The 22,708-nt window shown below is 54.6% G+C and carries 18 protein-coding genes and 2 pseudogenes; 3 read left to right on the top strand and 17 right to left on the bottom strand.

What is annotated here, in order from left to right:
* Nucleotides 1-32 precede the first annotated feature (32 nt).
* The 6 genes from ACA046_RS09220 to ACA046_RS09195 form a co-directional block, all read right to left on the bottom strand.
* On the bottom strand, nt 33-2,684 hold the full coding sequence (locus ACA046_RS09220; RefSeq protein WP_497676324.1) for a DUF4118 domain-containing protein: 2,652 nt from the start codon (nt 2,682-2,684) through the stop codon (nt 33-35).
* A gap of 143 nt (nt 2,685-2,827) precedes the next feature.
* Nucleotides 2,828-3,373: a potassium-transporting ATPase subunit KdpC gene (gene kdpC, locus ACA046_RS09215; RefSeq protein ID WP_497676323.1), complete on the bottom strand. Its 546-nt coding sequence runs from the start codon at nt 3,371-3,373 to the stop codon at nt 2,828-2,830.
* 67 nt (nt 3,374-3,440) lie between these two features.
* Complete coding sequence (kdpB, locus tag ACA046_RS09210; protein WP_459027199.1) at nt 3,441-5,498, bottom strand: potassium-transporting ATPase subunit KdpB; 2,058 nt, start codon at nt 5,496-5,498, stop codon at nt 3,441-3,443.
* A gap of 24 nt (nt 5,499-5,522) precedes the next feature.
* Nucleotides 5,523-7,220 carry a potassium-transporting ATPase subunit KdpA gene (gene kdpA / locus ACA046_RS09205; RefSeq protein ID WP_459027197.1) on the bottom strand — a complete coding sequence of 566 codons (1,698 nt, stop codon included), beginning with the start codon at nt 7,218-7,220 and terminating at the stop codon, nt 5,523-5,525.
* Between the two features lie 9 nt (nt 7,221-7,229).
* Complete coding sequence (kdpF, locus tag ACA046_RS09200) at nt 7,230-7,319, bottom strand: K(+)-transporting ATPase subunit F (protein ID WP_003218754.1); 90 nt, start codon at nt 7,317-7,319, stop codon at nt 7,230-7,232.
* Nucleotides 7,320-7,541: 222 nt separating this feature from the next.
* Entirely contained in the window at nt 7,542-8,429 is an 888-nt protein-coding gene (locus tag ACA046_RS09195) for a formyltransferase family protein (RefSeq protein ID WP_497676322.1), read from the bottom strand.
* A 365-nt stretch (nt 8,430-8,794) separates the two neighbouring features.
* On the opposite strand from ACA046_RS09195, the gene eat reads away from it, so the two are divergent.
* Both eat and ACA046_RS09185 read left to right on the top strand, forming a co-directional pair.
* The gene (gene eat, locus ACA046_RS09190) at nt 8,795-10,159 is read left to right on the top strand and encodes an ethanolamine permease (protein WP_497676321.1); all 1,365 of its coding nucleotides are present in this window, start codon (nt 8,795-8,797) and stop codon (nt 10,157-10,159) included.
* A gap of 115 nt (nt 10,160-10,274) precedes the next feature.
* Entirely contained in the window at nt 10,275-10,442 is a 168-nt protein-coding gene (locus ACA046_RS09185) for a DUF2897 family protein (protein ID WP_497676320.1), read from the top strand.
* Between the two features lie 65 nt (nt 10,443-10,507).
* Here the strand turns inward: ACA046_RS09185 and ACA046_RS09180 are convergent.
* A pseudogene (locus ACA046_RS09180) lies at nt 10,508-11,123 on the bottom strand (GntR family transcriptional regulator).
* Nucleotides 11,124-11,198: 75 nt separating this feature from the next.
* Here ACA046_RS09180 and ACA046_RS09175 point away from each other — a divergent pair.
* Nucleotides 11,199-11,777, top strand: a pseudogene (locus ACA046_RS09175) (TetR/AcrR family transcriptional regulator).
* 27 nt (nt 11,778-11,804) lie between these two features.
* Here the strand turns inward: ACA046_RS09175 and ACA046_RS09170 are convergent.
* From ACA046_RS09170 to gmd, 10 genes are all read right to left on the bottom strand, one after another.
* Nucleotides 11,805-12,137, bottom strand: coding sequence for a ComEA family DNA-binding protein (locus ACA046_RS09170; RefSeq protein WP_497676319.1), 333 nt, complete (start codon nt 12,135-12,137; stop codon nt 11,805-11,807).
* Between the two features lie 111 nt (nt 12,138-12,248).
* Nucleotides 12,249-14,243 (bottom strand): polysaccharide biosynthesis protein, encoded by a 1,995-nt coding sequence (locus tag ACA046_RS09165; RefSeq protein ID WP_497676318.1) that lies wholly within the window; start codon nt 14,241-14,243, stop codon nt 12,249-12,251.
* Between the two features lie 158 nt (nt 14,244-14,401).
* A complete protein-coding gene (locus ACA046_RS09160) occupies nt 14,402-14,995 on the bottom strand; it encodes a sugar transferase (RefSeq protein WP_497676317.1) in 594 nt (197 codons plus the stop codon).
* Nucleotides 14,988-16,151, bottom strand: a complete 1,164-nt coding sequence (locus tag ACA046_RS09155; RefSeq protein ID WP_497676316.1) for a DegT/DnrJ/EryC1/StrS family aminotransferase — start codon at nt 16,149-16,151, stop codon at nt 14,988-14,990. The genes ACA046_RS09160 and ACA046_RS09155 overlap by 8 nt, the downstream gene beginning before the upstream one ends.
* Nucleotide 16,152: 1 nt before the next feature.
* Nucleotides 16,153-16,785: a GNAT family N-acetyltransferase gene (locus tag ACA046_RS09150; protein ID WP_497676315.1), complete on the bottom strand. Its 633-nt coding sequence runs from the start codon at nt 16,783-16,785 to the stop codon at nt 16,153-16,155.
* The gene (locus ACA046_RS09145; protein ID WP_497676314.1) at nt 16,782-18,014 is read right to left on the bottom strand and encodes a glycosyltransferase family 4 protein; all 1,233 of its coding nucleotides are present in this window, start codon (nt 18,012-18,014) and stop codon (nt 16,782-16,784) included. Before ACA046_RS09145 ends, ACA046_RS09150 begins: the two co-directional genes overlap by 4 nt.
* 14 nt (nt 18,015-18,028) lie before the next feature.
* A complete protein-coding gene (locus tag ACA046_RS09140; RefSeq protein WP_497676313.1) occupies nt 18,029-19,435 on the bottom strand; it encodes a mannose-1-phosphate guanylyltransferase/mannose-6-phosphate isomerase in 1,407 nt (468 codons plus the stop codon).
* Nucleotides 19,432-20,484: an EpsG family protein gene (locus tag ACA046_RS09135; protein WP_497676312.1), complete on the bottom strand. Its 1,053-nt coding sequence runs from the start codon at nt 20,482-20,484 to the stop codon at nt 19,432-19,434. Before ACA046_RS09135 ends, ACA046_RS09140 begins: the two co-directional genes overlap by 4 nt.
* A 117-nt stretch (nt 20,485-20,601) precedes the next feature.
* Complete coding sequence (gene fcl / locus ACA046_RS09130; protein WP_497676311.1) at nt 20,602-21,576, bottom strand: GDP-L-fucose synthase; 975 nt, start codon at nt 21,574-21,576, stop codon at nt 20,602-20,604.
* Nucleotide 21,577: 1 nt separating this feature from the next.
* A complete protein-coding gene (gene gmd / locus ACA046_RS09125; RefSeq protein ID WP_497676310.1) occupies nt 21,578-22,699 on the bottom strand; it encodes a GDP-mannose 4,6-dehydratase in 1,122 nt (373 codons plus the stop codon).
* Between the last annotated feature and the right edge of the window lie 9 nt (nt 22,700-22,708).

Genomic DNA, 22,708 nt, shown 5'->3' with positions numbered 1-22,708 from the left:
TTCGCGAGCAAGCGCTAGGCGCCCCCTCGGTCCTACAGTTCGCTTTCCAGGCCAGGCTGGGTCTGCAATGGCAGGAATAAAGTGATGCAGGTACCGCGACCTTCGATGCCCTCGGCCACGCTGATATGCCCGCCGTGCGCACCGACCATGCCCTGGCAGATCGCCAGGCCGAGCCCGGTGCCCTGCCCGCCACGATCACCTCTGGCGGCGGTGTAGAACATGTCGAAAATCTTTGCCCGCTCCTCCTCGGGAATGCCCGGGCCTTCATCGGCGACCGCAAAGAACAATTGATTATCCTGCACACCAGCACTGAGTTGCAGGCGGCCTTGTGGCGGTGAGAAGCGTGCGGCGTTTTCCAGTACGTTGACCAGCGCCTGCTCGATCAAGGCCGCGTGCACGTACAACAACGGCAGCTCGGGCGGCACGTCGGTGGTCACTTGCAGCGGCGCCAGCACTGCGCGCAAACGGCCAAGGGAACTGCCGACGATATCGCCGGGTGAGACCCAGTCCCGCGCCAGCTTCAGCGCGCCGTGGCCCAGGCGAGTCATGTCCAGCAGGTTCTGGATGTAGCGATCCAGGCGCTCGGCCTCATCGCGGGTGCCTTCCAGCAGCTCCCGGCGATCTTCCAGGGGAATCGCTTCGCCGAGGGCCAGCAGGCTGTCGATGCTGCCACGCATGGACGTCAGCGGTGTGCGCAAATCGTGAGACACGGAGGCCAGCAAGGCGCTGCGCAATTGCTCGGTCTCACCATGCAGGCGTGCCGCTTCCAGTTCCTGGCCGAGCTGCGCACGGGCCAAGGCTTGGGCCAATGGCTGACTCAAGGCGGTGAGCAGGCGACGGCGTTGGCCGCTCAGTTCAAGGCCGGCTTTCGGGCTGACACCGAGCAGGCCCAACGGGCCCTCTTCGCTCGACAACGGCCACCACCACCAGCGCCCGAACGGCAAGGTACCGGTGCCCATGCCTGCCGGCTGATCGTGCTGCCAGGCCCAATCGGCGGCGGCGCGCTCGGCTTCGGTAAAGGTGATCGGACCACCGGTCTCGACCTTCCAGTCGCCCTGGCCATCGCGGTTGAGCAGGCACAATTGCAGGTCGCTCCAGCCTTCCAGGTGATGCGCGGCGGCACTGATCACCGCCTGGCGATCGGTGGCAGCGGTGAGCTTGCGGGACAGGTCGAGCAACTCGGTGGTTTCTTCCTGGGTATCGCGTAACGCCTGCAACTGCCGACGCTGGCGCGCGGCCAGGTTGCCGGTGAGCGCAGCCATCAGCAGGAAGAACAACAGCGTCAACACGTCCTCTTCACGCTGAATGGCGAAGGAGAAATTCGGCGGGATAAACAGGAAGTCGTAGGTCAAAAACGAGAGTGCCGCCGTGGCCAGCGCCGGGCCCAGGCTACTGCGCACCGCCACCAGCAATACCGCTGCGAGGAACACCAGCGAGATATTGGGCAACGGCAGAACGCTCGATACGCCCCACGCCACGGCGGCGGCGATGACCGTCGCGACCACGGCCAGGGCATAGTCAAACCACACCAGCCCACGCACATCCGGCAGGCGCGGAGGAGCCGGAACTTCGTCGCTGTCGAGGACGTTGATTTCCAGGCCCCGGGCATTGCGCAGCAGGCGTGAGGCCAAGCCACCCCCAAACACGGTGCGATGCCAACGCGGCCGGGATTGCCCCACCAGGATCAAGCTGGCACGACGCTCGGCGGCGTGCTGGATCAGCGTCTTCGCCACCTCCCCCGCCCGCAGCAGCACCACTTCGCCGCCAAGACGCTCGGCCAGTTGCTGGGCGTTTTGCAGGCGCAGGCGCGATTGTTCATCACGCACCCGGCCGTTATCCACATGCACCAGGCTCCACGGCAAATGCCGACGCTGGGCCACACGGCTGGCATGACGCACCAGGCGTTCGGCCTGGGCATCGCCGTCCACACCCACCAGCAACCGGCCACGCACAGCCGGTGCCGCCTGGCCCAACTGGCGATAACCCTGGGCCAGGTCATCGTCGACGTGGGCCGCAGCGGTTTGCATCGCCAGCTCGCGCAAGGCCATGAGGTTGGTCTGGGTGAAGAACGCATCGATGGCGGCGCGGGCCTGTTCCGGCACGTAGACCTTGCCGTCACGCAGACGCTCCAGCAATTCGCGGGATGGAAGGTCGATCAGCAGCAGCTCATCGGCTTCCTGCAAGACCCAGTCAGGCAAGGTCTCGCGCACTTGCACGCCGGTGATGCCGCGCACCTGGTCGTTGAGGCTTTCCAGATGCTGAACGTTGACTGTGGTGAATACGTTGATGCCGGCAGAGAGCAATTCCTGGATGTCTTGCCAGCGTTTTTCGTGGCGGCTGCCGGGGGCGTTGCTGTGGGCCAGTTCGTCCACCAGCACCAGTTTGGGCTTGGCGGCGAGCAGGCCGTCGAGGTCCATTTCCTCCAGCATCACGCCGCGGTATTCGGAGCGCAGCAGCGGCTGTTGTGGCAGGCCGCTGAGCAAGGCTTCGGTCTCGGCGCGGCCGTGGGTTTCCACCACGCCGGCGATCAGCCGCACGCCCTGGCGCAGCTGGGTGTGAGCGGCCTGGAGCATGGCGTAGGTCTTGCCCACGCCGGGCGCGGCGCCAAGGAAGACTTTGAGCCGGCCACGACCGTCCCGGGGTAGATCGGCTAACAGGGCATCGGCGCGGCCGGAGTCGCTCATGCGGGCAGTCTTCCTTCAGGTGTTGATGTAGGTTTCTTGAGTCCGCCTTCGCGAGCAAGCCCGCTCCCACATTTGACCGCATTCCAAACATGAAACTCAGTCGAATGTGGGAGCGGGCTTGCTCGCGAAAGCGGCGCCACGGCTTACAGTTTTTCCAGGGCCATGTTCAACGCCAGCACGTTCACCACCGGCGGGCCCACCAACGGGCTTTCGATGTGCTCGTCCATCAAACGCTCCAGGGTCGCCACCGGCAGATTACGCGCGGCTGCTACCCGGGCCAGTTGATAGGCAATTGCTTGTGGTGGCAAGTGTGGATCAAGACCGCTGCCGGAGGTAGTCAGCATTGCTATCGGCACCGGCCCCTGACCGGATACCAGCAGCTTGTTGGCGTCGTCGAATACGCGGGTAGCCAAGGCCGGGTTGCTTGGGCTGAGGTTGCTGGCGCTGCTGGAAACCGTAGCAAACGCACCGGCAGATGGCCGTGGGTGGAACCAGCCGTCACCGGTGAAATCCTGGGCGATCAGGCTCGAACCGCGAACCTTGCCGCTGGCATCGTGTACCAGGCTGCCGTTGGCTTGATCTGGGAACGCGACTTGCGCCACGCCAGTAACAACCAAGGGATAGGCCACGCCGGTGATCAGGGTCATCAACACCAGCAGGCTCAGGGCCGGGCGGATTATGTTGGACATTTCAAATTCCTCGATTCGGTTATTGCAACCTGCAGGCACCGGTTTGCCGGCGCCTGCAGGCATCGGGTCAAACCAGGTGCAGCGCGGTCAACAGCATGTCGATCGCCTTGATGCCCACGAACGGCACCAGAATCCCGCCCAGGCCGTAGATCAGCAGGTTGCGACGCAGCAATGCCGCCGCACTCGCCGCCTGTACGCGCACACCGCGCAGCGCCAGCGGGATCAGCACCACAATGATCAAGGCGTTGAACACGATGGCCGAGAGGATCGCGCTCTGCGGGCTTTGCAGGTGCATCACGTTGAGCACGCCCAGTTGCGGGTAGATCGAAGCGAACAGCGCCGGCAGGATCGCGAAGTACTTGGCCACGTCGTTGGCGATAGAGAACGTCGTCAGTGCGCCACGGGTCACCAGCAATTCCTTGCCGATCTGCACCACGTCCAGCAGCTTGGTCGGGTCGCTGTCGAGGTCGACCATGTTGGCCGCTTCACGGGCGGCCTGGGTGCCGTCGTTCATCGCCATGCCGACGTCCGCCTGGGCCAGCGCCGGGGCGTCGTTGGCGCCGTCGCCGCACATCGCAACCAGGCGACCGTCGTTCTGTTCGTGACGAATGCGCGCCAGCTTTTTCTCTGGAGTCGCTTCGGCGAGTACGTCATCCACACCGGCTTCAGCGGCAATCGCGGCGGCGGTCAGCGGGTTGTCACCGGTCACCATCACGGTGCGGATCCCCAGCTTGCGCAACTCGGCGAAACGTTCGCGAATGCCGGGCTTGACCACGTCCTTGAGGTGAATCGCGCCAAGCAATTTGCCGTCGGCACACACCAGCAACGGCGTGCCGCCGCTCTGGGCGATCTTGTCGATTTCCCGGGACAGCGCTGGTTGCAGGTCGCGGCGTTGCAGGCCGATAAAGGCCAGCAGCGAATCCACGGCACCTTTGCGGAACACACGGCCCTGGTAGTCGACGCCGGACAGGCGGGTTTCCGCGCTGAACGGTACGGAGGTCAACTCATCGGTCGATGGCTCGGCTTGCGGGTGCTGGCCACGCAGGTACTCGACGATGGATTTACCTTCGGCCGTGTCGTCCGCCAGGGACGCCAGCAGTGCGCCTTCGGCCAGCTCCTTGCCGCTGACACCGGGCGCAGCGATCACGTTGGTGCAGCGACGGTTACCGAAGGTGATGGTGCCAGTCTTGTCCAGCAACAGCACGTGCACGTCCCCCGCCGCTTCCACTGCGCGGCCGGACTTGGCAATCACGTTGAGGCGCACCAGGCGGTCCATACCGGCAATACCGATGGCCGACAACAGGCCGCCGATGGTGGTCGGAATCAGCGTGACCAACAGCGCCACCAGGAACACCAGCGGCAGGTTGCCATTGGCGAAGTGGGCGAACGGCTGCAGGGTCACCACCACCAGCAGGAAGATCAGCGTCAGGCCGATCAGCAGGATATCCAGCGCGACTTCGTTGGGGGTTTTCTGGCGTTTGGCGCCTTCCACCAGGGCGATCATGCGGTCCAGGGTCGACTCGCCCGGGTTGGCGGTGATGCGGATCATCAACCAGTCCGAAACCAGGCGGGTGTTGCCGGTGACGGCCGAGCGATCGCCACCGGACTCGCGGATAACCGGAGCCGATTCGCCGGTGATCGCCGCTTCGTTGACCGCGGCAATCCCTTCGATAACTTCGCCGTCACCCGGGATCATTTCCCCGGCGACCACACGCACCACATCACCTTTGCGCAGGCTGGTGGCCGGTACGACTTTGAAGCTGCCGTCGGTTTCCTTGCGACGGGCGCTGAGGCCCTCGCTGCCAGCCTTGAGGCTGTCGGCGCGGGCCTTGCCGCGACCTTCAGCCAAGGCTTCGGCGAAGTTGGCGAACAGCACGGTGAACCACAGCCACACGGCGATTTGCACGGCGACGTAGGTCGGTACGGCAACATCCGGCACGAAGCACAGGACGGTGGTGAGGATCGCGGTCAGTTCGACCACCAGCATCACCGGCGAACGTTGCAGCTGGCGCGGGTCGAGCTTGACGAAGGCCTGGACCAGCGCCGGGCGCCACAGGGCCGACATTGCGGTTTTGGCCGGCTCCTGGGTTTTGACGGGAGCCGCGTTTTTTGCAGGCAAGTTCATTTTCATATCCCCTAGGCTCTTCATTTAAAAAGCAGCCATGCTCAAATGTTCAGCAATTGGGCCCAGTGCCAGCGTCGGCAGGAAGGTCAGGCCGCCCACCAGCAAAATGGTCACGGTCAACAGGGTCACAAACAGCGGGCCGTGGGTCGGGAAGCTGTTCTGGCCAATCGGCGCGGTCTTCTTCATCGCCAGGCTGCCGGCCAGGGCCAGTACCGGGAGGATGTAGCCGAAGCGGCCAAGCAACATCGACAGGCTCATCATCAGGTTGTGGAACGTGGTGTTGGCGCTGAAACCGCCGAACGCCGAACCGTTGTTCGCACTGGCCGAGGTGTAGGCGTACAGCAACTGGCTGAAACCGTGGGGGCCAGGGTTACTGATGGCACCGGCCGGGCCAGGCAGGCTGGCGGCGATGGCGCCCAGCACCAGGGTGCCGACCGGCATCACCAGCAAGGTCACGACCAGCAATTGCACTTCCTTGGCCTGGAGTTTCTTACCGAGGTATTCCGGCGTGCGGCCAATCATCAAGCCGGCGAGGAATACCGCGATCAACACGTTAAGCAACATGCCGTACATGCCGGCACCGACGCCGCCGAAGATCACTTCGCCGACCATCATGTTGACCAGCGAGATCATCCCACTCAGAGGGTTGAGGCTGTCTTGCATGCCGTTGACCGAACCGTTGGACGCGGCGGTCGTAGCCACCGACCACAACACGGTACCGGTGGTGCCGAAGCGCGCTTCCTTACCTTCCTGCGGCGCGGCCTGTTCAACCGCCGGGTTGTTCAGCGCCGGGTTGGGCTGGTACTCGGCCCACATCGCGGTAGCGCCGCCGATGATGAACAAGGCCAGCATGCAACCGAGGATCGCGCGGCTCTGACGCAGGTCTTTCACGTAGTGGCCAAAGGTGAACACCAGCGCAACCGGAATCAGGATGATCGCGCCCAATTCAAACAGGTTGGCCCAGGCTGTCGGGTCTTCAAATGGATGCGCCGAGTTGACACCGAAGAAGCCACCGCCGTTGGTGCCCAATTGCTTGATCGCAATCTGGCTGGCGGCCGGGCCCAGTGGGATCACCTGGTCAACACCCTGCATGGTTACCGCGCTCACATAGTGCGCGAAGGTTTGTGGCACGCCCTGCCACACCAGGAACAATGCAAACACCAGGCACATCGGCAGCAGGCCGTAGAGCGTAGCGCGGGTCATGTCGACCCAGAAGTTACCCAAAGTCTTGGTGGATTTGCGACCGATCCCACGGCACAACGCGACCAGTACCGCGAGACCGGTGGCCGCACTGACGAAGTTCTGCACGGTGAGGCCGGCCATCTGGCTGAGGTAGCTCAGGGACGCTTCACCACTGTAGTTCTGCCAGTTGGTGTTGGTCATGAAACTGATCGCGGTGTTAAACGCCAGGGTCCATTCCAGACCCGGCAATTTCTGCGGGTTCAGCGGCAGATATTGCTGGAACAGCAAAAACGCGAACAGCAGCAAGAAACCCGCGAAGTTGAAGGCAAGCAACGCCAGCGCGTATTTCTGCCAGCTCTGTTCCTGGTCGGCATCGACACCCGAAAGGCGATAGCAAACGCGCTCGACCGGGCCGAACACCGGCGTGAGCCAGGTTCGCTGCCCTTCCATTACCTTGTAGTAGAACCGCCCCAGGGCCGGTGCCGGAATCAGCACCAAGGCAAAGAAGGCGATGATCAGCCAATAGTCATAACTGTGCATAGCCTGCTCCTAGTTCCGATCCGCGCGTAACAGCGCAACCAGCAGATAAATGAACAGCGCCACAGCCAACAGCAGTGACACCCCGTCCAGAACGCTCATGGAAGTTTCTCCGTCGTGCGGCGACTGCCGCGTGTAGGAGGATTGTCCGCAGGAGTGGCGTAAAGGAACGAGAGCGACGGTATGGGTGGGGCGTAAAGACGGCGTAAAGAGTGGGTTTATGCGGGGTTTACGGGGGGAGCGACCGTCAGCCACATCGACTGAACGGTCATAGGCTCACACTCTCGCACACGACAGTGCGCGAGCCTTGAGGGTCAGGTTCGACTAACTGAACCTCAAGCGGAACTTTGAAAGCGGCAACAAGCTTTGGAGATCATCATCGGCCACACAAGCGGTCACTTTCAAAAGACCCTCGCCGCATACAACGACTGGCATGCCGCACTCCATGAAGATCACCTTTCCCGCGGTGCGATTCTCTATCTGAACGTCCTTCATCTCTTGGGCTGCGAGTATACGCGCGGGCACCTTGTCCAACAGACAGTAAGCGCCCTTATAAGGCTCACCGACGGCATCGATAATGCGGCGTATCTTGCTGGCTGGCAGGTTCCAGTCAATCTGATAATCCTCATCGTCGCGCCAGAGGCTATAGCTGGCCTGGTCATGCGCTTGGGCCTGGCCGCTCAAGGGTTCGCCCTGGGTAAAAGTGTGCATGATCGCCTTGCCCAACTGCACATAGCAGTCGTTAACCACTGATATCGCCTTGGCAATCGTGATGGGATATCTGATCTGCACAGATGACTGCTGAATGATATCGCCTCGATCATATTCAGCAGCGCCAAAAATGGCGGTCACGCCGATCATACTTTCTTGGTTGATCAACGCGTTGACCAATGGCGCAAAACCCCGATACTTGGGCAGCAGAGAATCATGAAAAACGATCAACTTATCAGCAGGATGATCGATCAACCAACGCCAGGAAATGGCCATCGCGTACTCAGTGTCGATCCTGGAAAAATCCACGCGGAAGCGAAATCGTACTTTTTCCGAATCGCAAACGGCGGCGATCTCGTTTGAATAATCGTTCAGGACGGCAACGTCCTGGCCAATGACTACTTCAGCGATAAGATCTTTATATAAAGGAATCACCTGTTCGACGAACGCAAGCCCTTTTTCGGTCATTACAAACAGGGTGACTAAATTCGATGTACTCACGTTTTCCTCTTCCGTGGAGAGCCTTTTCTTCGATGCACCGGCAGCGCATATAGCGAGGCAAATTGGCTTCAGGGTTTATCGAGCGTGTATCTGAGTCATTACAATATATATTTCGTTCAATTTTTTGAGGCAGGACGCGACTAAACCACCGGCCGGGTAAGTTGTATTCGTTTGAATCGTCCCTTGATGCCCGTCATCGCGCCAGCCGGGTGGCCCCCGCACTTATTCGGTGCGCCGATGGATGCACCCGCTCGCTCAACCATTCCCTCCACGACAATTGCACGGCCTTACGACCAGTGTGTTCACGTTGGCATGCTCACTGCTACGCCCTTAATAATTCCAAACCGTTCAGTGAGAGCAATACGATGAACACACGACTCAAACCCACCTTGGGAACCTTGCATCTGTGGGGCATCGCGGTCGGGCTGGTGATTTCCGGTGAGTATTTTGGTTGGAGTTACGGCTGGGGCGTCGCCGGGACAATGGGCTTTTTGGTGACCTCGTTGATGGTCGCTGCGATGTACACCTGCTTTATCTTCAGTTTTACCGAACTGACCACCGCAATTCCCCACGCTGGCGGCCCCTTTGCCTACAGCCGCCGCGCCTTTGGCGAAAAAGGCGGCTTGATCGCCGGCCTCGCCACCTTGGTTGAATTCGTTTTTGCACCACCCGCCATCGCCTTGGCCATCGGCGCGTATCTGAATGTCCAGTTCCCGGCACTCGACCCGAAACACGCAGCCGTCGCCGCTTACATTGTATTCATGGGCCTGAATATTCTAGGGGTCAAACTCGCCGCAACCTTCGAACTCGTGGTATGCGTACTGGCGGTGGCCGAATTGCTGGTGTTCATGGGCGTGGTCGCTCCGGCATTCAGCCTCAGCAAGTTCGCACTCAATGGCTGGGCGGGGTCCGACAACTTTGGTGCGCCGGCGATCGCCGGTATGTTTGCGGCGATCCCCTTCGCCATCTGGTTCTTCCTCGCCATCGAAGGTGCGGCCATGGCCGCTGAAGAAGCCAAAGACCCCAAGCGCACCATTCCAAAAGCCTATATCAGCGGCATCCTGACCCTGGTGCTGCTGGCAATGGGCGTGATGTTCTTCGCCGGAGGCGTTGGCGACTGGCGCGCCCTGTCGAACATCAATGATCCATTGCCACAAGCCATGAAAACCGTAGTCGGTGACAGTTCCGGCTGGTTGCACATGCTGGTATGGATAGGCCTGTTCGGCCTGGTGGCCAGTTTCCACGGCATCATCCTTGGCTATTCGCGGCAGTTCTTTGCCCTGGCCCGGGCCGGTTACCTGCCCTCTTACCTCGCCAAGCTGTCGCGTTTTCAGACCCCACACCGGGCAATCATCGCCGGCGGTATCGTCGGTATCGCAGCCATCTACAGCGACGGCATGATCAACCTCGGCGGCATGACCCTGACCGCAGCGATGATCACTATGGCTGTGTTCGGTGCCATCGTCATGTACATCATGAGCATGCTCAGCCTGTTCAAATTGCGTAAGACCGAGCCGCAGCTGGAACGCACCTTCCGCGCACCAGGCTATCCGATCGTGCCGAGTATCGCTTTGGTGCTGGCAGCGGTGTGCCTGGTGGCGATGGCCTGGTTCAACGCGCTGATCGGGCTGATCTTTCTGGGCTTCATGGTGGTGGGTTTCATCTACTTCCAACTGACGGCGCAGGACCGCACGAACGCACCGGCAGACGCGATGTTGACCGGGCTCTGATCTCTTGAGGGCAGGACGGGCCTACACTGAACTACTCAGATAGCCCGTCACTCGAAGTATTTACTACCGTGGGAAAATTCTCCCGCGGTAATCTGCTCAATTCAAGGAGAGCGTTATGCCGTGGTATGCATGGTTGATTTTGGTGCTCGCGATCGGCTCGATCGTTGGTGGCCTGATGATGCTGCGTGACAGCAGCAACAAGGTTGAACTCACCGATGAGCAACGCAAACGCGTGGCCGAGCGAAACGCTCAGGCAGACGCCAAAGACGCACAGGATCGCTGAGGGTTATTCCCTGGCGACTTGGTCGTATACAAGCCGTGCAGCCCTTTAAAGGCGGCACGCTCCTGCTAGCTCCAGCCGTCAAGCAATTCCTCCTCCAACCTGTAGGTCTCAACACCGTTAGCGGATCCCGTGCGTCGCCCCCCAACACCTCGGCAGCGACAAATCATCACCCGGGTAGGTCGATAACGCACACAACAAATCAATCGCGGCAAAAAAAGCCAGGCGATCACCTGGGCCAGGGCCTGCGAAAAATTCGTCGAACAACAAGCTGCGCATCAGCCGCACGATCTGTATGTGCCGCAGCAAACTGTGGGTGGCCACTACACGTCAGGCTGGTGGCATCGTGATCATCGGTCAATGCAAGGCACTGGGCGATTGACTGCAACTCAAAGGTGCGACGGACCACAAACAGGTAACGTACTTCAACGCGTCCCAGGTGAGGACCATCACGCTCTTGTTGCTCAAACCGCGCCAAGTCCTCCTCGCCAAATGATGCAGCGCCTCGCGGATCGTATTGCGTGTAGCGTTGTACGCCCTAACCAACTCCACCTCGACCAATGCCATACCCGGCAGAAGCCGCCGGCCTATGATGTCGGCACGCAGCGCCTAGGCAATATGGTGAGCTAACGACAAACTGAACGTCACAGTCACCCCATAATTGTTGAACAATTGCTGCTCAATAATCACGCTTCATTCCAACGCCACCAGCTTCGTGTGGATGTGTAAATAAGTTCATCACGTTCCAGAGGCAGCCCTATGCGTTATTTATACGACCATAAAGCTCACACTCATCAGCGCATCATCAAAGAAGCCTCTGCACGCTTTCGCCGCGATGGCATCGGTGCAACCGGTTTACAGCTACTGATGAAAGCGTTGAACCCGACCCACGAAGGTTTTTACGCACACTTCAAATCCAAGGATGAACTGGTGGAAAAGGCCCTCCGGGCCGCTGCCTCGGAGCTGAATGCGCATTGTGAGCAGTTTTATTCAGCCAGGAGCGCCCGCTGGAAGCGTATTGACAGCTATCTTTCACAGTGGCATCAGACATCGCCAGAAGATAGGTGTCCACTGCCGACCGTGTCTTCGAAAATGGGCCAGCGGGGGCAGCACAGTGCGACTACGGATGAATTGCTTGAGACTCGGTTGAAACAGGTGGAAGCTGCGCTGAAAAGCCCAAAGGCTGAAGAACAGAGCCTAGTGATCATGTCAACGCTAGTGGGGGCATCAGTTCTGGCCAGGAGCCTTGAAAGTGCCGAGTTGGCAGAGTGTGTTTTAGAGGTGGTGCGCGAAAGCCTCAAAACACAAATCGCAGACAACAAAAAGACCGATCAGTGACCGGCCTCTGTGTTTACATTTAAATGATCAGTTGAGTTCAAGTCTATCGCGGTTCTTTTCCAGAAGGGCCTTGCCAATACCCTTCACTTCTAGTAGTTCATCAACCGCCTTAAACGCCCCATTACTTTCGCGGTAAGCGATGATTGCCTTAGCTTTGGCGGCGCCAATACCAAACAGGTCACGCCGCAACGTTTCCGCGTCGGCGGAGTTGAGATTGACCTTGCTGGCTTGCTCGACCTTGATCGTCTGGGCAATGACGGATGTCGATGCTTCAATTTTGCTTGAAGGTGCAGCGTTGGCTGCGAGGGAAATACTAGCCATAACGGCAAAAACCAATTTTAAGAAATTTGCTACACGCATAAATATCGCTCCATGACATCGGTAAAGGAAAAGCAGCTTTTCATAAACTGCTATTTCAACTTAGCCGATGTTTTGGAAGAGTCAAAAGTGGCTACGTTACAACGTGTAAGATCATGGTTCGAGACGCCGCTGTTGGTAGATCCAGTCGACGATTTCGCCGTCTGGGGAGTAACCACTGACGGTTTCGCGCAGCAGTTGGCGAACTCGCGTGTAATCATCCTGAGCCACAGCAGAAATCAACTCAGTCAAATTCGCTTTGAGTACGTCCCATGGCAGATGATCTTCATTGGCGCTCATGATCATCGGATGTAGTGTGGCAACCACGTTGTCACCGATTAGCAACTCTTCGTAAAGCTTTTCACCTGGGCGTAGGCCGGAAAACTCGATGGCAATGTCGCCGTGAGGATTCTTGTCAGAACGCACGCTAAGACCTGACAGATGAATCATCTTTTCCGCCAACTCCACGATTTTCACCGGCTCGCCCATGTCCAATACGAAAACATCGCCGCCAAGCCCCATTGAACCTGCCTGAATAACCAGCTGAGCGGCTTCGGGAATGGTCATGAAGTAGCGAGTAATCTTGGGATGCGTAACAGTCAGTGGTCCACCAGACTTGATCTGTTTGTGGAAAAGCGGAATTACGGAACCCGACGATCCGAGGACATTCCCGAAACGAACCATAGTAAATCGCGTTTTATTGACACGCGAAATATTGGACTTATCGTTGAAAAGCACAGGAGCAAGTTCCCGACTGAGCGCTTGCAACGTCAACTCTGCCAAGCGCTTGGTGCTGCCCATGACATTAGTTGGCCGAACGGCTTTATCAGTGGAGATAAGCACAAAATTCGCCACTCCAGCCTGCAACGCAGCTTGTGCGGTATTAAGAGTACCAATGACGTTGTTTAATACACCTTCGGCAATATTGTGCTCGACCATCGGCACATGCTTGTACGCCGCCGCATGGTAGACGGTGTCAACATGCCAGGTTTGCATCACATCAAGCAATTTTCTCTCGTCACGAACAGAGCCGAGGATCGGTAGAATTTTGACTGGAAATGATTCCCTGGTAACGCGCAACTCCAATTCAGAGAGAATGCTATAGAGGTTGAACTCACTATGTTCGAACAACAAAAGCGTCTTGGGACGTAGCGACAAGATCTGGCGGCAAAGTTCGGAGCCGATGGACCCGCCTGCGCCGGTAACAAGGACACTCTGCCCCTTAATGCAATGTTCGAGTAACTCTCCATTGGCAGGAACGGTATCGCGTCCCAGCAGGTCGGCAATGTCAACCTCTTGGATATCATCGACTTTGACACGGCCGCTGGCCAAATCCATGAAACCGGGGACGCTGCGCACGTGCAGCGGAAAGCCTTCGAGAAACCCAAGAATTTCTCGGCGACGTCCACGATTGGAAGACGGGATAGCCAGCAAAATTTCTTGAGCACCAGTTGCATCGATCATGCGCTGGATGTGCTTGGGCTTATACACCTGCAAACCGGAAATCACGCGATCAGAGATGCTCGCATCATCGTCGATGAAGGCTACAGGCCGCATCACTCGGCCCATACGCAAAGCAGCGACCAGTTGATTGCCTGCAGCACCCGCACCATAGATAGCGACCCGAGGTAAGCCATCTTCACGACTCGTGAAAGGCACATGTTGTGAGGCAGCGAACCAATCGCCCAGAAAATACTGACGCATGGCCAACCGCAAGCCCCCCACCATGATCAGGCTGAGCCACCAATAATTGAAGATGATCGAACGGGGGACGACTTGCTGGTGGTTACTGTACCAGTAAACTAGCACGCCAATAATCAGCGACGACAGGCTGACCGCCTTGATGATCGCAATGAGTGCATCATTGCCAAAATACCTCATCACAGCCCGGTACATGCCAAAACGTACAAACAATGGTATGGCAACGACGGGAGCACAAATGAACAACCATAAATGCATCTCCACCGGGTTTATCATATCGTCGATACCCAAGCGAACTACAAAGGCGAGCCACAACGCAGCCCAAACCAGAATCACGTCCGTGAACACCTGCAAAACCCGCTTTTGCCTGCGCGACAAGCTCAATAAATATGCACGAATAGTGTCCATGAAATACCCGCCTCCTCCCAAATTTTTGAATCATAAAGAACTGAAGACCACTGAACACCAAGCCTAGTCAAATAGCCACATAGAAAGGCCGGCGCTAGGCCTAGGAAAGCTCGAACCAGCACTTATACAGTGTGAGGAAGCTGGCTCGATTTTTTCCGTCAACGTGCCACGATTTTAAGAACCGTGGCGAAAATGATTCGGATATCTACCAACAAGCCATGGTGGTCAACATACTGCAAATAATAGGCCTGCTTAATCGGCAAAATTACCTCAATGTAAGCCTTTCGAGGATCTGGGTACTTAGCCAGAATCTCATTCTCATCAACCATTTCGATGGAGGCGCGGTCGGTAATACCAGGACGAACCGACAAGACCTTTTCCCGAACAGCAGGATCATAGCAATCGATGAACTCTCGCACTTCCGGGCGAGGCCCCACTAAGCTCATATTGCCAAGCAAGACATCAATCAGTTGAGGAAGCTCGTCAATTTTGAAACGCCTAAGAAAATTACCCGAGCGGGTTACGCGTGCGTCTTTACCGATGGTCAGTCGCCCCCCCACCTCGGAGTTAGTACTCATGGTGCGAAATTTATGAATGCGAAAAGGAATTCCAAAGCGCCCGACCCGCACCTGCCTGAAAAACGCGGGGCCCGGCGAATCCAATTTGATCCATACAAAAACCAACAAAAAAAACGGGCTAAGCACCAGCAAGCCAAAAAATGCCGCAAAGATATCAAATAATCTTTTAAGCATTGCCCAACACCGCCTTTATCGTCTCGATTACACGCAAGAGATCTGCCTCAGTCATCTTCGTGTACAGCGGTATCGTAACTTCTTGCTCAAAGAGTTTTTGGGCAACCGGGAACATCTCGGCGTTGACATTGCAGCTTTCACGCCAGTAGGGATGCAAGTGCAACGGGATGAAATGGACCGAGCAACCGATACCGGCAGCAGCCATTTTCTCTATAAAGACATCCCTGCTAACACCCGCCTCAGGAAGCAAACGAATAGGATAAAGGTGCCGGGCGTGGAGATCACTTTCTGGTGGATTCTGCGGCAAAACCAGCGGGAGGTCCTTCAGTGCGGCGTTATACACCTGCGCCATCACCTCACGCTTTACCTGAAAGTCAGGTAGCCGGCGTAGTTGATGAATGCCCATCGCAGCCGCAATATCACTCATATTGTATTTAAATCCTGGGGCCACAATCTCGTAGGACCACGCCGGGGTCTTTGAGACATAGCGGTCGAAAGCATCTTTACTAATACCATGCAGACGCATGATTTTGCAGCGCTTCGCAAGATCGACATCACGAGTAACAACCATGCCACCTTCGCCGGTTGTCATGGTTTTATTGGCATAAAAACTGAAAACCGTGAAATCGGAATTCAACGCGCCAATTTTCTGCCCGCGCCAGGTTGTCGGCAACGCATGAGCAGCGTCTTCGACGACTCGTAGGCCGTACTCTTTTGCGATTGACAGGATCGCATCCATATCGCAGCTCAGGCCGGCAAAATGCACGGGCATGATGGCCTTCGTACGTGGCGTAATCGCATTTACGATGGCAGCAGGGTCGATATTGTAGGTATCTTCCAGCACGTCCACAAAAATTGGGGTGCCACCCAAGTACCGAACCACTTCTGCTGTGGCGGTAAACGTGTAGGTTGGCAAAATGACTTCGTCGCCAGGACCGATGCCGATAGCTTCCAAAGCAAGATGAAGCCCAGCTGTTGCGGAGTTGACAGCGATACTTTCCAGCTCACCGCCGAGGAATTGAGAGAAGTCTTGCTCGAACTGGCGTGCCTTGGGACCCGTGGTTACCCAACCCGAACGAATCGCATCAACCACCTCATTGATTTCTTCCTCCCCGATTTCAGGAAGAGCGAAAGGCAAAAAATCTAGGCTAGCCATATTACACTCCGAGCTTTTTGATATAACGATTCATAAATCTGTTTCCACTTTTGGACAGTACCGCATCCAAAACATAGCCGTTCTTGAGATAAAACGCGTTGACAGCGTCATTGCCGTCACGATCAGTTGTCAAATAAATAAAATCAAATTTGGATTGGTTCGCAAATTGCTCGATCCCTTCCAGCAACTTACGACCCACACCAAGGCCTTGAGCATCAGGGGACACGGAAATAGTGCTTAACAATACAGCATTACTAGTGTCAACCTCTTCACTCGCATCGCCTTTATAAAACAGAGCTGAAGCCAATTTTTTCAAAACGACGCCCGGACGCTTAAGCAAACTGGGGATGGCGCGAAAAAAAAATTTAAACCCTTGCGTCCTCAATAACCCATTGTAAAAAGTTGAAGGATTTGCGATCGCGACGGCAACGCCCATTGCATGAGTGTTCAAATCCTCAGAGTCCCGAGCGACCAAGCAGATGCACGCCGAGGATGAAAGATAGTTACTGTAGAGTAAGCTTAGAAACTCGGGGCCAAGGGACGTTAAAAAAAAACCCGGGAACGCATTAATATGTAGGTTCACTAAGTAGCGAACTGAATCAGAATCGACACTGCTGGCGCGAAAGATATTCATATCAACTCCTCAAAAATCGTACCAATTTTTGCTAACGCCACATCCGAAGAGTAAAAGTTTTCAGCATAAGCACGGCCGGACTTACCCATGGCCAAACGACCCTCGGGAGATAGCCGCAAAAAAAGATCTAGGCACGAAGAAATAGCGTCGCCACTACGTTCCTCAACGCAAAAACCGGCGCCCGATTTTTGAAGTTCGATTGCCGACTCACTGCGGCTATTGGTCAACAGCATGATAGGGCGCGCAGAAAGCAGGTAGGTTATCAGCTTGGAGGGAACCGAGGCAAACTCCTGCCCCTCGGCGATGGGAAGCAGCAGCAAATCAGCTGATCCGAAGGCGATTGACGTCAACTCGGAAGGCCATGGCACCAAAAACTTGACTCGTGACTCCAGCTCCTTTTGCCCGACCATCTCACGCAAGCCAGGAACGAGAGAACCATCGCCTGCCAGTAGGAAGATGAACCTACTATCGATCCTATCAATATAGCTCATAAACTCATCGAGCCCGGAAGCAACGCCCATGTTGCCACCATAGACACAAACAAGATCATCATGGGCCAACACTATCGAAGTCTGCGCAGCCAGTTGAGTTCGAGCATGCGCCTTGTCCATAACGGTCACTTGAGTACTCTTCACCCAATTGTGGATGACTGTGATTTTATCCTCACATATTCCACGCCCTTTTACATAGGACGTCTTGAACCCATCAGAAATAACTATAATATGATCACATCGCTTAGTTACAAATGAATCTAGAAAAAACAACACCTGATAAATAAAACCTGTACTGCTCAAGCGTTTTTGAGCAGCCAGCGACTCAGGATAAAGATCCTGAACGCTTGCGACGACCTTGATACCTTTAATTTTGCACGCCAACATAAGTAGCCCCAATGAAAAAACGGGCCAAACATTAGCGTAAACGACATCAACGTTTCGTTGCTTCAATAAAAAGAATAAAACCGAAACACCATAGGAAATATTCTCGATAAATCGAGAAAGGAAGCCTGACTTTCCGGAAGATATTGCAAACAGCCTCTTAACCACAAATGGAAGCGACATAGACGCGACTTTCTCGTCAGCGTCCGCCTTCGACACATTGCGGCTGGGCGTAGGGCAAGCGACGATGACATCGTGTCCCAACTCGTGAAAATATTGAGCAACGTCCATGCTGGTTTTTGCGCTGACAACCGGTTCAGGCGGAAAAACGCAACTTGCGATAATGACTTTCAAGTTATATACCTTAATTAACTTCGACCGTATAGATCTTCAAAACGTACGATATCGTCTTCACCTAGATATGAACCTGATTGAACTTCAATCAACTCCAACGGCACTTTACCCGGATTTTCCAATGCGTGAACTTGACCAATAGGTATGTAAGTGGACTGGTTCTCCGTCACCAAATAGGTCTCTTTACCATTTGTCACTCTCGCGGTTCCACTGACTACAATCCAGTGCTCTGCACGGTGATGATGCATTTGCACCGACAGTTTGGCTCCCGGCCTTACGGTAATCCTCTTGACTTGATAACGAATGCCTTGATCAATCGAGTCGTAGCTACCCCAAGGCCGGTAGACCTCGCGATGGAAAACAAACTCAGGCCGACTCTGTGCTTTCAGTTCTTCTACGATAACTTTTACATCTTGCACACGGTCTTTGTGCGCAACGAGCACCGAGTCCTTTGTTTCGACGATGATAAGATTGTCCACACCGACCGCGGTCACCAGACGACTTTCGGCATGCAGGTAAGTATCACGCGTGTCATGGGTCAATACATCGCCCTTCAAAATATTGCCCGATCCATCCTTTGCTCCGACCTCCCAAAGCGCCGACCAGGATCCTATGTCGCTCCAGCCAGCCCCCATGGGGACTACAACGGAATTTTCGGTTTTTTCCATCACGGCGTAGTCGACAGACATATCAGGACACGACGCAAATATTTTGGGGTCTACACGGGTAAAGTGCAGATCTTGTGCGCCCTTATTAAGGGCCTCCTGACAGATGGAAAAAATATCAGGCTGGAAAAGCCGCAACTCTTCGAGGAACGTACTTGCCCGAAAAAGGAATATTCCACTGTTCCACGAAAAACAACCTTGTGCAAGATAGCTCTCAGCAACGGTGAAACTAGGCTTCTCGACAAACTGCTTCACTTTATAGCCACCACCGCCGAGGGATTCGCCGCGCTCGATATAGCCATAACCCGTCTCAGGCGCAGTTGGATCAATACCGAAAACCACAAGTTTTCCTGATTCAGCGAAAGGCAGCGCTGTCAAAATACTCTCGTGGAACGCTGAAACGTCTTGTATGTGATGATCGGCCGCCAGCACCAAAAGTACCGGGTCTTCACCGTCCTGGGTGGCTCTTAGCGCTGCAAGAGCAATGGCAGGAGCGGTGCTGCGTCCTTGTGGCTCCAGCAAAATATTGGCATTTTCCAGGCCAATTTGACGCAATTGCTCCGCTGCCAGAAACCGGTGCTGTTCATTACAGATCAGTTGGGGTTCCGCGGTTACAAGTCCGGTCAAGCGCTGGATAGTGACCTGCAGCATGGAAAGATCACCGATAAGCGGTAGGAACTGCTTAGGATGTTGCTGGCGGGAAATTGGCCACAGTCTGGAACCGAAACCACCGGCCATAATTACAGGAACGATCATAAAACACCCAAGACAGAAGTATAAGGATTCACGAATCCGAGGATAAGCAGTACATAGACAATTTGAAACAGTGCCACGCTGAGTACCAGTGCCCCGCCGACGAAACCACCAAAAATAACGATATATGAAAGTAGGGAAAAAATCATAAATCCATTAAATATATCAGACAATCTGTAAGCGAAGACTTGCAAGTCATGAAGCGACAGTAAAATAATCAACCCACACAAATGAACCATTACCGCGTAGGAAAGAAAACTTGATTGCCTTTTGATACGATCAAACAATAACACTGGCGGGGTGAGCAGGATAAAGTGAAAAAGCACACGAACCACGTTGATCCCGCCGCCCTCCCCTGCCAATGCGTTTTCAATGTAAAAACTCAGTCGTTCAATTGACATGCTCGACGCCATACTCAGCAGACCTTGAGTCAGACTGATGTCCAGCATGAATAAAAGCAGGAGGAAACAGCACAACACATACAAAGCCAAAGTGACACGAAAGCTATTAAAATAGAACAACAAATAAAACGGTAAGAAAAAAACTGTTGAGTAATGAAAAAACACAGCACCTACAAAAAGTAGCAATGCACTCAGGCGCTTACCTTCATAAAAACGGAAGGTGGAAAGCAATAAAAAGCTCATCGCTACGCCAATACGAATTTGCGTAAAGTCTTGTAGGAAAAAAAAGTACGATATATAAATGGACGCACTAAACCAATAATATTTACTTACCTCCTTTGATAAGTAAAATTTTATAGCCACCCCCAGCACGGCATAAACCAAAAACATGAACGTACTCCCACCAGTCAACAAGAGGGAAAACTGGGATAGAATATAAAAGGTTGGTTCTATAAAAAAGAGGCCGAACGTGCCGTCAGAAACACCTAAAAAGTAATTGACGTAATTCAGATGATCCTCTGAAACACCTGGCGCTTGCAACGCGCACATTGCAATCAGCAGGCATGCCAAAAAAAAGTAAGCAAGGCGCCCCGGCCGTCCTATGGACGAATACCAAAAAGAAACAACAAAGGGAACATAATATAAAAACATTAATAAAGACTCTTTTAACAACCCTAAAAAAACATACCTCTAAGACCAATATCGCCGCCCATCAAGGCCAAAAAATTCAAGCGGGGCTGACACCAGCGCCCGCTCGAATACACAGAGTTATCCTCTCACAGAACTCGCATTTTTTACGAACCAGCTGTAAGCGTCTTTCAGACCCTCATTCAACGAAATAGAAGCCTTCCACCCCATCGCCTGCAAACGAGATACATCCATGAGTTTCCGGGGGGTACCATCAGGTTTAGAGGTATCAAAAACGAGTTTGCCCTTGAAGTTCGTCACCTCGGCCATAGCCTCAGCCAGTTCACGAATGCTGCAATCGACACCGGTACCAACGTTGATATGCGAAAGCATTTTTTGTACGTGCTTAGCATAAACATCGATTGGAAGATTCATGACATGCACAGAGGCAGCCGCCATGTCATCAACATGCATAAACTCTCGCATTGGTTTGCCACTACCCCAAATGACAATTTCCTCATTACCTGATTGAACAGCCTCATGAAACCGGCGTATCAGCGCCGGAATCACATGGCTGTTATCTGGATGATAATTGTCGTGCGGACCATACAGGTTAGTTGGCATTACGCTTCGATAGTTTGTTAGGTACTGCCGATTATAACTTTCACATAGCTTGATCCCGGCGATCTTCGCAATCGCATAGGGCTCGTTGGTTTCTTCCAACGTTCCCGTCAACAATGCGTCTTCATTCAACGGCTGAACAGCATGCTTGGGGTATATGCACGAGGACCCCAGAAACAACAAGTTCTGAACACCACTTTTGTAGGCAGAATGGATCACATTTGCTTCAATCACCAAATTTTCATAGATGAAGTCAGCAGGGTAAACGTTGTTAGCGTGAATACCGCCAACCTTAGCCGCGGCCAAATATACTTGATCGATCTTATTCTTACTGAAGAAGCTTGCCACTTTTGCCTGACTGAGCAGGTCTAATTCTTTCCTGCTTCTCGTCAGCACATTGGTGTAACCAAGTGTATTCAAGCGCCGGACGATCGCAGACCCAACCATGCCCTGATGGCCGGCAACAAAAATAGTCTTACTCAGATCAGCATTCATATCATCGCTCCAGCGACACGTGTACGTCATGCCCATGAGACATGAGCAGCGCGTGACGGCGAGCAGCCTTCAGGTCTTCGGAGACCATCTCCGCGCACATTTCCTGCACAGTGATTTCAGGTACCCAGCCTAGTACCTCCTTGGCCTTGCTTGGATCGCCCAACAACGTTTCTACTTCTGCAGGCCTGAAGTAACGCGGGTCGACCTGTACGATAACGTCGCCTACCTTCAAAGCCGGGGCCTTGTCACCATCAACTTTTTCGACGATCGCCTTCTCATCGACGCCTTCGCCTTCGAACCGAAGGGTCACGCCTAACTCATTAGCGGACCAGATGACGAACTGACGGACCGAATACTGTACCCCAGTGGCGATAACAAAATCTTCGGGGTTGTCCTGCTGCAACATCATCCATTGCATACGAACATAGTCTTTAGCATGGCCCCAATCCCGAAGCGCATCCATGTTACCCAAATACAGACACGTCTCGATGCCCTGGCCAATATTCGCCAATGCTCGGGTAATTTTGCGTGTTACAAATGTTTCGCCACGGCGCGGAGACTCGTGGTTGAAAAGAATTCCGTTGCAAGCATAAATGCCATACGCCTCACGATAATTTACCGTAATCCAGTAAGCGTACATTTTCGCCACGGCGTATGGCGACCGAGGGTAAAAAGGTGTTGTTTCCTTTTGAGGAATTTCTTGAACCAGACCGTACAACTCAGATGTTGATGCCTGATAAAAGCGAGTCTTCTTTTCCAACCCAAGGATTCGAATGGCTTCCAGAAGACGGAGAGTCCCCATGGCATCGACATCGGCGGTGTACTCTGGAGATTCAAAACTTACCGCAACATGAGACTGCGCGCCCAAGTTATAAACTTCATCAGGCTGGACCTCCTGAAGAATGCGCATCAAATTCGAAGAGTCTGTCAGATCGCCATAATGAAGAACAAAGTTCTTATTCTCCACATGCGGATCCTGGTAAATATGATCTACACGCTGGGTATTAAACGAAGATGCCCGTCGCTTGATACCATGAACTTCATAACCTTTTTCAAGCAAGAACTCAGCCAAATACGACCCGTCTTGACCCGTCACTCCAGTTATGAGGGCTTTCTTTTTCATTGCAACTCC

This window comes from Pseudomonas sp. LBUM1641, assembly GCF_059716235.1.
Note: the sequence above shows the minus strand (reverse complement) of the source record. Positions and strands in the feature narration are given on the sequence as shown.

Excerpts from the sequence above, each read along its gene's own strand:
- ACA046_RS09165 (WP_497676318.1), bottom strand. The coding sequence starts at position 14,243 with ATGGACACTATTCGTGCATATTTATTGAGCTTGTCGCGCAGGCAAAAG.
- kdpF (WP_003218754.1), bottom strand. The coding sequence starts at position 7,319 with ATGAGCGTTCTGGACGGGGTGTCACTGCTGTTGGCTGTGGCGCTGTTC.
- eat (WP_497676321.1), top strand. The coding sequence starts at position 8,795 with ATGAACACACGACTCAAACCCACCTTGGGAACCTTGCATCTGTGGGGC.
- kdpB (WP_459027199.1), bottom strand. The coding sequence starts at position 5,498 with ATGAACTTGCCTGCAAAAAACGCGGCTCCCGTCAAAACCCAGGAGCCG.
- kdpA (WP_459027197.1), bottom strand. The coding sequence starts at position 7,220 with ATGCACAGTTATGACTATTGGCTGATCATCGCCTTCTTTGCCTTGGTG.
- ACA046_RS09185 (WP_497676320.1), top strand. The coding sequence starts at position 10,275 with ATGCCGTGGTATGCATGGTTGATTTTGGTGCTCGCGATCGGCTCGATC.
- ACA046_RS09220 (WP_497676324.1), bottom strand. The coding sequence starts at position 2,684 with ATGAGCGACTCCGGCCGCGCCGATGCCCTGTTAGCCGATCTACCCCGG.
- ACA046_RS09160 (WP_497676317.1), bottom strand. The coding sequence starts at position 14,995 with ATGCTTAAAAGATTATTTGATATCTTTGCGGCATTTTTTGGCTTGCTG.
- kdpC (WP_497676323.1), bottom strand. The coding sequence starts at position 3,373 with ATGTCCAACATAATCCGCCCGGCCCTGAGCCTGCTGGTGTTGATGACC.
- ACA046_RS09170 (WP_497676319.1), bottom strand. The coding sequence starts at position 12,137 with ATGCGTGTAGCAAATTTCTTAAAATTGGTTTTTGCCGTTATGGCTAGT.
- fcl (WP_497676311.1), bottom strand. The coding sequence starts at position 21,576 with ATGAATGCTGATCTGAGTAAGACTATTTTTGTTGCCGGCCATCAGGGC.
- ACA046_RS09135 (WP_497676312.1), bottom strand. The coding sequence starts at position 20,484 with ATGTTTTTATATTATGTTCCCTTTGTTGTTTCTTTTTGGTATTCGTCC.
- gmd (WP_497676310.1), bottom strand. The coding sequence starts at position 22,699 with ATGAAAAAGAAAGCCCTCATAACTGGAGTGACGGGTCAAGACGGGTCG.
- ACA046_RS09140 (WP_497676313.1), bottom strand. The coding sequence starts at position 19,435 with ATGATCGTTCCTGTAATTATGGCCGGTGGTTTCGGTTCCAGACTGTGG.
- ACA046_RS09155 (WP_497676316.1), bottom strand. The coding sequence starts at position 16,151 with ATGGCTAGCCTAGATTTTTTGCCTTTCGCTCTTCCTGAAATCGGGGAG.
- ACA046_RS09150 (WP_497676315.1), bottom strand. The coding sequence starts at position 16,785 with ATGAATATCTTTCGCGCCAGCAGTGTCGATTCTGATTCAGTTCGCTAC.